The following is a 13,320-nucleotide window of genomic DNA, read 5'->3' on the forward strand; positions in this document are numbered from 1 at the left end:
GTTTGGTCCCGTTGTGGAGAGAGCGATGAAGCGAGTAGTACTGAGCGTGCTGGCCCTGTCGGTGTCCGGCGCCCTGATGGCGGCAACGCCCAAATTCGATGGCGCGCGAATCTCCGCCGACGTCAAGGAACTGGCCTCCGATGCTTACGAAGGCCGCTCGCCGGCCACGGCCGGTGAGGAAAAGACCATCGCCTTCCTGAGCAAGCAGTTCGCAGCAGCGGGCCTGCAGCCGGGCGGCGACCTCAAGGACGGCAAGCGCCTGTGGACCCAGGCCGTGCCGCTGCTCAAGGGGGACATCGTGGGCACCCCGAGCCTCTCACTGAGCAGCAAGGGCACGCCGCAGACGCTGAGTCAGGGCAAGGAAATCGCCGTGCGCGCCGCCATGAACGGTGCCAGCGAATTAGATATCAAAAACGCGCCGCTGGTCTTCCTCGGCTACGGCGTCAAAGCGGGCGAGCGCAACTGGGACGACTTCAAGGGCGTGGACCTGAAGGGCAAGATCGCGGTCGTGCTGATCAACGATCCGGACTTCGAAACCGGCCAGGGCGACTTCGACGGCAAGGGCATGACCTACTACGGTCGCTGGACCTACAAGTACGAAGAAGGCGCGCGCCAGGGGGCGCTCGGCGTGCTGATCGTGCATGAGACGGCACCGGCCTCGTATGGCTGGGCCACCGTGGCCGGTTCCAACACCAACACCATGTTCGACGTGGTCCGCGACAACCCGGCCGAAGCGCATCCGCTGCTGGAAGGCTGGATCCAGCGCGATCTGGCGGTGGCGCTGTTCAAGCGCGCGGGTCTGGATTTCGAGGCCCTCAAGAAGCAGGCGCAGACCCGTGACTTCAAGCCAGTCGAGCTGAAGGGCGAGACTTTCTCGGCCAAGTACGCGGTCAAGACCGAGGTGATCACCTCGCACAACGTGGCTGCGCGCCTGGAAGGCAGCAAGCATCCCGACGAGACCGTGATCTACAGCGCGCACTGGGATCACATCGGGGTGGGCAAGCCGGACGCGAACGGTGACACCATCTTCAACGGTGCGCTGGACAACGCCAGCGGCACCGCCTCGCTGATCGAGCTGGCGCGCGGCTTCGCCAAGGCAAAACGCCCGGAGCGTTCGGTGCTCTTCCTGGCGGTCACCGCCGAGGAAAAGGGCCTGCTCGGCTCGGAGTACTACGCCACCCACCCGCTGTATCCGCTCGGCAAGACCGTGGCGCTGATCAACATGGATGGCATGGCGCCTTTCAGCCCGTCGCGTGATTTCGGCATCTACGGCTCGGCCAAGCTGGAACTGCTGGACCAGCTCAAGGACGTCGCCAAGGGCTGGGACATCCGCTACACCCCGGATCCGAAGCCGGAAGCCGGCCTGTTCTTCCGCTCCGATCACTTCCCGTTCGCCAAGCGCGGCGTGCCGGCGGTGTCCTACTCGGCGGGCCAGGATTGGGTGGACGGCGGCGTCGCCGCTGGCAAGGCGGCGTCGGATGACTACACCGCCAAGCGCTATCACCAGCAGGGCGACGAGTGGCAGCCGGACTGGACCTTCGCCGGTGCCTCGCGCGATCTGGAAGTGCTGTACACGCTGGGCAACCAGCTGGCCAATTCGCGGGCCTGGCCGAACTGGAGTGAAGACTCCCAGTTCCGCGCCCCGCGTGACGCCAGCGCCGCCGAGCGGAAGTAGTGCCGGCCGCTGGCCGGCTTCATCCCCTCAAACCCCGCCTTCGTCGCATGCCGCTTGTTCACCGTGGCGGCAGGGCTATGCTCGCCTCACTCCCTATGTGATGACGCCGCCGTGTTCGCCAGCCTCTCCCTGATCTTCCGCAATCTGTTGGCCTGGGCCGCCGCCATCGTGGTGGCGGGGTTCGTCTGGAGTGGCTTCTTCCACGGCATGGACGAAGGCCCCGGCTGGGTGTTCGGCTTGCTGGCCCTGTTCGTGATGGTGACCGCCCTGGGCAGCTGCATTGCGCATATCCGCCGGGTGCAGCACGCCGCCGGGCGCCTGGACGCGGCCACCCTGTCCAGCCGCCAGCGTCGGCAGATCGAGGTGCCGATGGACGCCGGCCCGGCCTTTGCCCTGGTGGAAGCCGCCATCGCCGAGCTGCCACGCGTGGAAGACATCGAAAGCGCTCCGGGCAGCCTGCAGGTGCGGGCGTACGTGCGCCGCGTGGATCCCTACAACGGCCGCCCGCCGTCCCGCTGGAACCTTCCTGCGCGGCTGGCGATCAAGCGCAACAGCGTGCTCGCCACGGTCACACCGGGGCAGGGCACGAGCAGCGTGACCCTGCTGTTCGAGCCAGATGCCGGGGTATGGGCCGATCTGCTCGCCGTCGACGAAGGCAGCAACCATGAGAACGCCGAAGCGGTCGGCCGTGCGATCACCCGCCGGGTGGCCGAGCAGCGCCGCGACGAACAGGCTGCCGCCGAACAGACTGCCACCGAGAAGGAGCTCTCGGTGGCCAGGCTCAACCTGCTGCATGCGCAGGTGGAGCCGCACTTTCTCTACAACACGCTGGCCAACGCGCAGGTGCTGACCCGCACCGATCCGCCGCGCGCCGATCAGATGCTCGGGCACCTGATCCAGTACTTGCGCAGCTCGCTGCCCAGCGTGGATGAATCGATGTCCACGCTGGGCGTGGAGCTGGAGCGCACCCAGGCCTACCTGGAAATCCTCAAGATCCGCATGGGCGCGCGTCTGGCCCTGCAGGTGGATGTGCCCCCGGCGCTGATCAGCCTCCCGCTGCCCTCGATGGCGCTGCAGACCCTGGTTGAAAACGCGATCAAACACGGGCTCGAACCCAAGCCCGGCGGTGGCACGGTGTGGATCATCGCGCGCGCCTTCGACGACCATGTCACCCTCACCGTAGCCGATGACGGACTCGGTTTCGGGCAGGGCACCAGTGGTACCGGGATCGGCCTGAAGAACCTGCGCGAGCGGCTGCGCCTGACCTGCGGTGAGTACGCTGGCGTGGCGATCGTGTCCAATTTCCCCACCGGCGTGGCAGCGACCATCACCCTGCCGCGCGATGCCCGCGAGGCGATCCATGCAGCTTGATGCCCTCATTGCCGAAGACGAAGACCTGCTGCGACAGTCGCTGGTAGCACAGCTGCAGCGGTTGTGGCCCGAACTGCGGCTGGTGGCCGAATGTGAGGACGGCGCCAGCGCGCTGGAGCGCCTGGCCGAGCTGAAACCGGACCTGGCCCTGCTCGACATCCGCATGCCGGGCATCACCGGCATCGAGGTGGCCCGCGCGCTGCCGGAGATCAGCCCGCGCACCCAGGTGGTGTTCGTCACCGCCTATGACCAGTACGCCATCGATGCCTTCGAGCAGGGCGCGATCGACTACCTGCTCAAGCCGGTCAGCGATGAGCGCCTGCTGGCCACCCGCGATCGGATCCTGGCCCGCATGCAGCTGGGCCGGCCGGACAGCGGCATGCTCGAGCAGCTGCTGCAGCGCCTCGGCAATCAGCCCGCTGCGCCCTCAAGCGCCCCGCCACTGGCCTGGATCACCGCCAGCAACGGACGCGACACGCAGCTGATCATGCTCGAAGACGTGATCTACTTCCGTGCCGACAGCAAATACACCACGGTGGTCACCGAGCAGGGTGAAAGCCTGCTGCGGACCTCGCTGCGCGAGCTGCTCGACGCACTCGATCCACAACGGTTCCGCCAGATCCACCGCTCCACCATCGTGAACATGAAGGCAGTCGCCGCGGTCACCCGCGATGACACCGGCCGCGGCCAGCTGCGATTGAAGCATCGCACCGAAGTGCTCAACGTCAGCCAGCCCTTCATGAGCCTGTTCCGCGGGATGTAACACACCTTCTTTTCGTCTGGAGCCTGCCATGCGTATCACCGTTGTCGCCAGTGTCTGCGTGTTGATGCTGGCGGCGTGCCAGCAATCGAGCAACACCTCCGTCACTCGCATCCGCGCCAACGGCGTGGATACGCTGTACAGCAAAACCACGGTCGACAACGGCGTGGCCAACTTCGACTGCATCGCCAGCAGCAGCGGCCACTGCCATTACCTGGTGCTGGATGCGCGCTGCAAGAAGGACACCGACTGCCCCTATCCCCCGCTGCACCGGTTGGCGGTGGCGGTGGGCAAGACCGAGCAGATGGCCGGGCTGCCAGCCGGCTTCAAGCACTGCGTCAGCGCGGTCCAGAAAGAACAATGCCACCGTGAGTGATCACGGTGGCATCGTGGCTCCCCCCTCATTTCGATAGGGTCAGAACGCCGGTTGCAGATGCAGGTTGGTACCGTTGGGCTGCTCGCCGACATGGTTGAGCTGGCCGACCAGTTCGGTGTGCTGTTTCATCCGGCCGATCTCGCGCATGATGCGGATGTCCTCGTGGCGCAGCTCGCGTTTGGCGCTCACCGCCTGCTTGTAGTCCAGCACCTCCGGGTAGTGATGGGCCATGTCCAGCGCTTCGGCGACACACTCCACCGTGTCTGCATCGGAGGTGATACGGGCGCGGCTGTTGAAGGCCTTCATCCAGCGCTCGAAGCCGGCGGTGTGATCGAACATGTTGGCCATGAACCAGATCACGAACAGGATCGACACCCATGAGCCGAACACGATCACCACGCGGGTGAAGGTGATATGGAAGTCATCCTTCCACAGATAATTGCTGATCAGGCCGAGGATGAGCAGCGAGGACGCCTGCCAGCCGACGATCGAGGCCATCAACCACTGGCCTTTGGCCTTGGCGAGCACCGCGACTTCCTCGCGGATCTGCTGTTCACTCTTGTTACGCCAATGCGCGACCTGTTTTTCGAACGGGCTGCTGTACAGCTCGTTGTCCTGCAACAGCAGACCCAAACCTTTGAACAAAGCGATCATGACGAGCTCCTTCTGGAACGTGCGGCAGCGCATTGGACGACGTTGTGGCACGTCCAGTTCTAGCACTTTCACCGCGCTTGGCAATGGGCAAAGCGCAAAGATCCGGCGTCATTCCTGCCTGAATGGGCAAACTCGCAGCGGATTTGCGCACTGCGGCACGTAAATGGCGGGGTAAATAGGCGCCAGACGGTCCTTTCCATGCTGCACATGCACATCGCCGGCCCCCTGTTGGGCAAGGTCCTCGCCAGCCCTGCAGGTATCACGCAGAATTGACGCATCCGCGCGAAACGCCGGTCCGCTCCGCCTCGGTACTGCTGATGTCCTCCCTGTTGCGTTCGCTTGCCCGCCCCGCCACCGCCCCGATCCGCCGCTGGGTGCTGGGTGCTTTTCCCCGCGGCCAGAGCGGGATCGATTACGACCATCCTTTGGGCGACCCCGGCTGGTTCGGCCCGGACAGCATCACCTGGCGCGTGCACTCCGAATTCCCCGGGATGCTCGCCGGCGGCCTGTGCGCCCTGATGCTGCAGACCCTGCATCCCCTGGCTTTGGCCGGTGTATACGACCATTCCAACTTCCGTGCTGACCTGGTCGGCCGCCTGCGCCGCACCACCGCGTTTGTCGCCGGCACTACCTATGCACCGACGGCGGAAGTCGAGGCGCTGATCGCCAAGGTGACCCGCATCCACGCCCAGGTGCGGGGGCACACAGCCGACGGCCGCGCGTATTCCGCCGACGATCCCGCGCTGCTGACCTGGGTGCATGTCACCGAGGCCTACGGCTTCCTGCAAGGCTGCCGGCGGTATTGCCGCGATGTGCCCACGGCGGTCGCCGATCAGTATTACCGCGAGTACAAGCGCGTGGCCGAAGCACTCGGCGCCACCAATGTACCGGCGTCGGAAACGGAGGTGGACGCGTATTTCGCACACCAGCAATCGGCGCTGCTGTTCGATGCGCGCTCGCGCGAGGTGCTGGAGGTGCTGTCCGGCATCCGCCTGCCGGTGCCGATGGCGGGGTTGTCACGTGAGCTGTTCCTCGGTGCGGGCGCGGCGTTGTTGCCGGACTGGGCGACGACGATGATCGAGCGCACGCCGATGCAACGTGCGCAATCACGGGCGTCTGCCGTGGTGCTGAAGGGCATGGCACCGCTGTTCCGGCGTGCACTGCAGGATGGCCTGGCGACGCGGGCGTGCACGCGGATGGGCGTTCCTGCCAGCGTGCTTGCTGATTGGCCTTGAAGCGGTGAATCGCGAGTGCCTGTGCCCGCTGGTTGGGTCGGGCACGCACAGGCTTCCGGGACCCGCTGCAAGTACGTCCATGTAAGCTCGAATGCCGCCATCCATGGCGGCATACGGTCCCTCCAGCCTGCACATGCCCGCCCCCCGACAATTGGCTGGCGGCCATGCTGAGGTCAAAAGCCAGTAAGCGGAGCTGAGCGGCAACGCGGAATCGCAGTGCTGCAGGAACGCGGAGCAGTAGCGGTAAGAGGCAGACTCAGTAGCAGTGCCAACCAGTGGATCAGAGTGGCGATGCTAAACAGCAAAGCAGCACAGAACTGCAGAAGTGCGGTGCAACAAAGCGCGAGCAGTAGAGCGCGAGCAGCAAAGCTGAGCGGCAGAGCACAGCGCAGCAGCAGAGCGGCACTGTGTTGCTCCACGAAGCCGAGTAGCAAAGCTACAGATCGAAGCGGGCCAGCGAAACAAACCCAATCACTGCCACAGCCGCGGAGCCGGGGACCGCTTTTCCCTTGCGGACCAGCCCATTGTCAAAGGGTGGGCATGGGTGGGGTGGCGGGACCGTATGCCGCCATGGATGGCGGCATACGAGCTTACATGGACGTACTTGCAGCGGGTCCCGACACCCCCCCCCAGCCCCCCCCCGTGAAAGGAGCCCCCCACCCCCCCCCGTGGGGAGGAGCCCCTCTTTGGGTGGGCCCACCCGTCTTTCCCGTGTCGCCCCGCCCCCCCCCCCCCCCCCCCCCCCCCCGCCCCGCCCAGTTCAGAGAAGCCGCAAACCCCAGCCGTTGCTCTGCTCCAGCTCTGCAGCTCTGCAGCTCTGCAGCAAAGAAAAACGGGCGCCGAAGCGCCCGTTCTTTCATCTCAGCAAAACGCAATGAAACGCCTCACCACACCTTGACCCGCTTCTCCGGCGCCAGATACAGCTTCTGACCTTCCTTCACCTCGAAGGCCGGATACCACGCATCCAGATTGCGCACCGTCAACGCACGGAACTGCCCCGGCGCATGCACATTCGTCAACAGCGAATTACGCAACGCCTGCTCACGCGCCTTGCTCCGCCACGCCTGCGCAAAGCCCAGGAAGAACCGCTGATCCGGCGTAAAGCCCTCCAGCGTCTGCCCCGGCTTGCCCTGCAACGACAACTGATACGCATCGTAAGCCGTCGACAGACCCGCCACGTCCGCAATGTTCTCACCCAGCGTCAAACGGCCATTCACCGACACCCCCGGGAACGGACTGTAGCTGCTGAACTGCGCCGCCAGCGCATCACCGGCCGCATCGAACTTCTTCAGATCCTCCGCCGTCCACCAGTTCTGCAGCTTGCCCGTCTCATCGAACAACGCACCCGCATTATCGAAGCCGTGGCTGATCTCATGACCGATCACCGCACCGATCGCACCATAGTTCACCGCATCATCGGCCGCCCCGTCGAAGAACGGCGGCTGCAGGATCGCGGCCGGGAACACCAGACGGTTTTCCAACGGCACGTTCATCGCATTGATGGTCTGCGGCAGCATCGCCCACTCGCTGTGATCCACCGGCTTGCCCAGCTTGGCGATGTTGCGGCGGTACTCGAACAGCTCGGCACGCTCGGCATTGCCCAGCGCGTCATCGCGCTTGATCTCAAGGCCGGTGTAATCGCGCCACTTGTCCGGATAACCCATGCCGACGGTCAGGCCATCCACCTTGGCCTTGGCGCGCGCCTTGGTCTGCGGCGACATCCACGCCAATGCATCGATGCGCTTGGCGAACGCAGCGATGATGTTCTTGGCCATCTCATCCGCGCGCGCCTTGGTGGCCGGGTCGAAATGACGCTCGACGTACAGCTTGCCGATCGCTTCGCCGACGGCATGGTTGCTGTCATCGACCGCACGCTTCCAGCGCTCACTCTGCTGCGGCGTGCCGTTGAGCGTGGTGCCGTGGAAAGCGAAGCGCGCATCGGCGAACGACTTGGGCAGGTACGGGGCGGCGCGGTCCAGCGCATGGAAGGCCAGGTAGTCCTTCCAGACCTCCAGCGGCTCGGTCGCGACCAAGCGCGACATGCCGGCCACGGCCTTGGGCTGCCAGACGATGAAGTCCTGCTGGGCATCCAGGCCGGCCGACGCCAGGAAGGCGCTCCAGTCCATGCCCGGTGCCTTGGCGCTCAGATCGGCCTGCTTCCAGGCATTGGCGCCCTTGGCGACGTCGTTGGTCTCTTCCTGGGTGGCATGCGCCTGGGCGATCTTGGTCTCCAGCGCGAGGATGCGCTGCGCCTTGGCGGCGGGATCGGCGACGCCGGCCAGCTGCAGCACCTGGGCAATGTAGGCCTGGTACTGCTTGCGGATCTCGGCCATGCGGCCGCCCTGCAGGTAGAAGTCGCGGTCCGGCAGGCCCAGGCCACCCTGCACCAGGTACGGCGCGGTGCGGTCCGGCTGCAGCAGGTCCACCGAGACCCACACGCCGAACAGGCGGTCGGTGTAGAAGTTGGTGGCGTTGAGCAGGTCCACGTCGGCACGCAGGGTGCCGCCCAGCGCGGTGGCCAACGCGGCCTTGTCGCCAATCCCGGCGATGGCGTCCAGCTCCGGCTTGACCGGGGCGGCGCCGCGCGACTCGATGCCCGCCTCATCCATGAAGGCGGCGTAGTAGTCGCCGATCAGCTTGGTCTCGCCCTCGGCCTTGGTATCGGCGGCGGCACCTTCGAGGATCGCGCGGGTGTCGGCCAGGGTTTTCTCGGCGATGACGTTGAAGCTGCCGTAGCTGGAGCGGTCGGCCGGAATTTCGGTGTTCTTGACCCAGGTACCGTTGGCGAAGCCGAAGAAGTCATCGCCGGCGGCAACGCTGCGGTCCATGCCGGCGGCGTCGAAACCGAAACTGCCCAGCTGCGGCTTGGGTGCGGCCGGTTCGGCCGGGGCGGTCTCGGGCGCGGCGGCGGCCGGCGCGGTGGCCTCGCGGTCGCAGGCGGCCAGGCCCAGCGACAGGCTGGCGGCAATGGCGAGCATCAGGGTGGGGCGACGCAGCTTGGACATGGGGCTTCTCGGCAACGGAAACGCCCAAGTCTAATCCCGTCCTGGTCGCGTGGTTATGCCGGCTCCGGCGGCTTCGCCTGCCGGTTGTGGCGGGCCTCGGGTTTGTCAACGCGGCCGGGCACAGCGTCCTCTTCCCGTGCCGCGCGCGCTGGTGCATGCTGGGCCGGCCGGGGTTCGCACGGGGGCCACTGGCGACCGTGTGAAGATCCAAGCGTCAAGAATCCCGGGTGTCGGCCGCTCAGGTTTGGGGAAGCCAGGAAGCGCTACAGATGAAATCAGCCCGTCGGTGTACGAGAGCGTTGCGGTGCCCGCGTTGAGCCGTGCCATGGCACGTCCATTGCGGACGATCGTGTGGCTGGGGGTTTCCCTGGGCGTGCTGCTGGCGATCGGGCTGGTGGCCATGTTGACCAACGACTATCAGCGGCGGCAGGAGGCTGCGCAGCGGCAGAGCTCGGCGCTGGCGACCGGTGCCCAGCGCCTGCTGCGGCTGGAGCTGCGCAATCTGGAGCGGGCCATGCAGGGCATCGCAGAAGACGGCGCGCTGCTGTTCCGGCGGGTACCGGCGCAGGCGCCGGATCTGCTCGACGACGCCATCAGCGGCGTGCTGCAGCGGCATGCCGAGCTGCACAGCATCGTGGTGGCCGACCAGCACGGGCGCGCGCTGACCAGTGGCAGCGGCGATCTGCAGCTGCCGCTGTGGGCGGTGGAGGACAATCGTGGCAGCAGCAGCCAGTTGTACCTCGGCCCGCCACAGGCACAGGACGCCTCACGCTGGGTGCTCCCGCTGGCGCTACGCATGGGCGAGGACCGCTGGCTGCTGGCGCGCCTGCGCACCGACGAGCTGCATTCGATCATCAGCGGCATGGACACCGGCGAGAGCGGGGTGGTTTCGATCACCGACCGCTACGGCTATGTGTTGGCACGCAGCCCGGACCCCGTCGGGGTGGTGGGGCAGCGCTTCGGCCTGACCAAGCGCGACATGTTGCGGCGTGACGCGTTGACGCCGCTCGGCACCGAGACCAGCGGTGTGGATGGCGTGGAGCGCATTTCCAGCCTGAGCACCCTGGCGCAGTACCCGCTTGCGGTCTATGCGGGGCTGGGGCGCCGCGACGTGCTGGCGGCCTGGTGGCCCTACGTGCAGGCCTCGGTCGGGGTGTATCTGCTGTACTGGATGCTGTTCGGGGCGGTGTACGTCAGCCTGCGCCGGGCCACGCGCGATCAGGACAGCTTGACCGAGGAACTGCGCACCGGCCATGCCGAGCTGCGCATGGCCCACCAGGTGGGCAAGGTCTGCACCTGGTACGTCGATGAGGATGCCTGCCTGCTGCGCTGGTCGCCGCTGGCGCGGGAGATCTTCGATGTGGAGATCGACAGCCTGCCGGTCGCCGACTTCTTTGCCCGCATCCATCGTGAAGACGTGGCGCGCATGCAGGTGGCCTTCGATGCCGCGTTCGCGGGCAACAGCGTGCTGGATGAAATGTTCCGTCTGGTGCTGACGGGCGGTGTGGTTCGCTGGGTCTCCGCGCGAGGTCAGCGGGTGGCTGTGGTGGATCGCGAACGCCGCATGATGGGGGCACTGACCGACGTCAGCGAACGGATGGACGCGCTGGCCCGTGCGCAGCAGGCCGAGCGTCAGTTCCGCCTGCTGTTTGATCGCAATCCCGCGCCGTTCTGGGTGTTCGATCCGGACACGCTGCGCTTCCTGGAGGTCAACGAAGCGGCCGTGCGTCAGTACGGCTACAGCCGCGATGAATTCCTGTCGATGAGCATCCTGGACATCCGCCCGCGCGAAGGCTGGGAGGAAATCCGCGGCGCCATCGCACTGGCGCGGATCGGTGATGTGGATGCGCAGGTCCGCCTGCACCAGCGCAAGGACGGCACGATCTTCGAGGTCCGCGCGCATCTGGCGCGGCTGGATTTCGATGGCCGCCAGGCGTGCCTGGTGCTGGCCGAGGACGTCAGCGAGCGGTTGGCCTACGAGCGCGACCTGGCGTACCACGCCACCCACAACCCGGCCACCGGCCTGCTCAACACGCGTGCACTGGCCGCGCAGCTGGACGAAGAGGGCGGCGCGTACACCATTGCCTACGTGCAGTTCCGTGGCCTGCAACTGGTCTCCGATACGCTGGGCCGCGAGGTGGGCGATGTGGTGCTGCAGGCGATGGCCAAACGGCTGGGCGGCCTCGGCGTGCGCTACGGCCTGCTGGCCTTCCAGCCGGCCGAGGATTTCATCTTTGCCATCCGCGACGATCATCAACGTCAGACGGCGCTGGATACGTTGGTGCAGACCGTGTCCGAGCCGGTCCGCGGGCAGGATTGGCTGCATCAGTTCGAACCGCGTATCGGCGTGGCCGTGAAGTTCGATGGCGATGCCAATACGGCCGAACAGGTGATCGGCATGGCTGCGCAGGCCGCCCACGCCGCGCGCGACGAGGGTAACGTGATCGCGTGGTACGACAACACGGTGAGTTCGCGCCTGGCCGAACGGCTGCGCCTGGCCGGACGCATCCACAGCGCCATCGATACCGAGTTCGAGCTGTACTACCAGCCGATCTGCCATGCGGCCGACAGCACCCCGGCCGCGCTGGAGGCCCTGCTGCGCTGGCCGCAGGCCGATGGCAGCTTCATTCCGCCGGGTGAGTTCATCCAGCTGTGCGAAGACACCGGTCTGATCCTCGCGCTCGGCCGCTGGGTGATCCGCTCCGCGGCGCAGGCACAGCGGCAGCTGGTCGATGCCGGCTGGGACCTGCCGATCGCGGTCAATGTCTCGGCGGTGCAGTTCTTCAACAGCGACCTGGTGGCCGAGTTCACCCGCGCCAGCCAGGAGTTCGGGCTGGCCCGCGGCGCGCTGCAGGTCGAGCTGACCGAGAGCAGCCTGATGCGCAAGCCCGGCCAGGCCAAACAGACCATGCAGCGCCTGCATGAGCAGGGCATCTGCATCTCGCTGGACGACTTCGGCACGGGTTATTCGAACATGTCCTACCTGCAGCATCTGCCGCTGGACATCCTCAAGATCGACCGCAGCTTCGTGGCGGATGTGGAAACCAATCCGCGCAATGCCTCGATCTGCCGTGCACTGCTGTCACTGGGGCACAGCATGGGGCTGACCATCATCGCCGAAGGCGTGGAGACCCCCGGTCAGCATCAGTGGCTGGCCGCGCATGGCTGTGACCAGGTGCAGGGTTATCTGCTTGGCCGGCCGATGCCGTTGGCCAAGGTGATCGCGCAGCTGGATGCGGTGGAGGCGTAGTGCCGGGCGCGGCCGGGCGTCATCCGCCCAGTGCCTCCACCAGGTAATCAATGAAACTGCGTACTTTCGGTGCCAGATGGCTGCGGCTGGTGTACACCGCATGGATGCCGATGCCCGGCACCGCCCACTCGGGCAGCACGCGTTCCAGCCGGCCATCAGCGAGCGCATCGGCGACCAGGAAATCGGGCTGAAGGATGATGCCCATGCCGGCAATCGCCGCCTCGCGCAGCACATCGCCATTGTTGGCACGGACACTGCCGCGCACCGGGACCGAGACCTCCCCGCGCGGCCCCTGCAGCGGCCACGCATCGCCACCGGCCCAGTAGCTGTAGCTCAGGCACTCGTGTGCCGAGAGATCTTCAGGCTGCTGCGGACGGCCATGCGCATCCAGATACGCCGGTGCCGCGCACAGGCTGATCTGCGCGTCGGCCAGCTTGCGCGCGATCAGTGCCGGGTTGGGCTGACGGGTGATGCGGATTGCCACGTCGTAACCTTCTTCGACCATGTCCACCAGGCGGTCGGACAGCGACAGATCGAGCTCCACCTGCGGGTAGCGTGCGCGATACCCGGCCAGCAGCGGACCCAGCCGGGCGATGCCGTAGCTGACCGGCGCGTTGATGCGCAGTCGCCCCGAGGGCTCCAATGCCTGCGCGCTGATGCCGGCCTCCAGCGCATCGAACTCGGCCAGCAGCCGCACGCACTCGGCGTAATAGGCCGCGCCCGTGCTCGTGGGGCTCACGCGACGGGTCGTACGGTTGAGCAGTCGGGTCGACAGGCGCTTTTCCAGCGCCGCGATCTGCCGGGTCACTCCCGCCGTGGACAGGTCCAGGGCCTGCGCGGCGGCGCTGAAGCCGTTGCGCTCGACCACGGCGACGAACACACGCATGGCATCCAGAGTGTCCATTGTTTCTCTTTCCGAAATAAACAGCGTCGATGCATCGTATTTATTGGCAGAGCTGCACGCAATACGCTTAGGGCCGTCGTAGCGTTACTG

9 protein-coding genes are annotated in these 13,320 nt (G+C 66.3%); 6 read left to right on the plus strand and 3 right to left on the minus strand.

Going from position 1 to position 13,320, the window contains the following annotated elements; genetic code table 11:
• The first annotated feature begins 25 nt into the window (after positions 1-25).
• From AC13F7_RS15480 to AC13F7_RS15495, 4 genes are all read left to right on the plus strand, one after another.
• Entirely contained in the window at positions 26-1,675 is a 1,650-nt protein-coding gene (locus tag AC13F7_RS15480; RefSeq protein WP_483001924.1) for a M28 family metallopeptidase, read from the plus strand.
• 111 nt (positions 1,676-1,786) lie between these two features.
• Complete coding sequence (locus AC13F7_RS15485; protein WP_483001926.1) at positions 1,787-3,046, plus strand: sensor histidine kinase; 1,260 nt, start codon at positions 1,787-1,789, stop codon at positions 3,044-3,046.
• Complete coding sequence (locus AC13F7_RS15490) at positions 3,036-3,809, plus strand: LytR/AlgR family response regulator transcription factor (RefSeq protein WP_483001928.1); 774 nt, start codon at positions 3,036-3,038, stop codon at positions 3,807-3,809. Before AC13F7_RS15485 ends, AC13F7_RS15490 begins: the two co-directional genes overlap by 11 nt.
• A gap of 28 nt (positions 3,810-3,837) precedes the next feature.
• The gene (locus AC13F7_RS15495; RefSeq protein WP_483001930.1) at positions 3,838-4,182 is read left to right on the plus strand and encodes a hypothetical protein; all 345 of its coding nucleotides are present in this window, start codon (positions 3,838-3,840) and stop codon (positions 4,180-4,182) included.
• A 39-nt stretch (positions 4,183-4,221) separates the two neighbouring features.
• On the opposite strand, the gene AC13F7_RS15500 is transcribed toward AC13F7_RS15495, so the two are convergent.
• Positions 4,222-4,836, minus strand: a complete 615-nt coding sequence (locus tag AC13F7_RS15500) for a hypothetical protein (protein WP_183073795.1) — start codon at positions 4,834-4,836, stop codon at positions 4,222-4,224.
• A 317-nt stretch (positions 4,837-5,153) separates the two neighbouring features.
• On the opposite strand from AC13F7_RS15500, the gene AC13F7_RS15505 reads away from it, so the two are divergent.
• Complete coding sequence (locus AC13F7_RS15505) at positions 5,154-6,071, plus strand: oxygenase MpaB family protein (protein WP_483001932.1); 918 nt, start codon at positions 5,154-5,156, stop codon at positions 6,069-6,071.
• An 884-nt stretch (positions 6,072-6,955) separates the two neighbouring features.
• Here the strand turns inward: AC13F7_RS15505 and AC13F7_RS15510 are convergent.
• Positions 6,956-9,076, minus strand: a complete 2,121-nt coding sequence (locus AC13F7_RS15510) for a M13 family metallopeptidase (RefSeq protein WP_483001934.1) — start codon at positions 9,074-9,076, stop codon at positions 6,956-6,958.
• Positions 9,077-9,401: 325 nt separating this feature from the next.
• Between AC13F7_RS15510 and AC13F7_RS15515 the strand changes: the two genes are divergently transcribed.
• The gene (locus AC13F7_RS15515; protein WP_483001936.1) at positions 9,402-12,326 is read left to right on the plus strand and encodes a bifunctional diguanylate cyclase/phosphodiesterase; all 2,925 of its coding nucleotides are present in this window, start codon (positions 9,402-9,404) and stop codon (positions 12,324-12,326) included.
• Between the two features lie 19 nt (positions 12,327-12,345).
• Here AC13F7_RS15515 and AC13F7_RS15520 read toward each other — a convergent pair whose 3' ends face one another.
• The gene (locus AC13F7_RS15520) at positions 12,346-13,230 is read right to left on the minus strand and encodes a LysR family transcriptional regulator (protein WP_346473156.1); all 885 of its coding nucleotides are present in this window, start codon (positions 13,228-13,230) and stop codon (positions 12,346-12,348) included.
• Positions 13,231-13,320: the final 90 nt, after the last annotated feature.

The organism is Stenotrophomonas sp. K-6 (assembly GCF_056861555.1).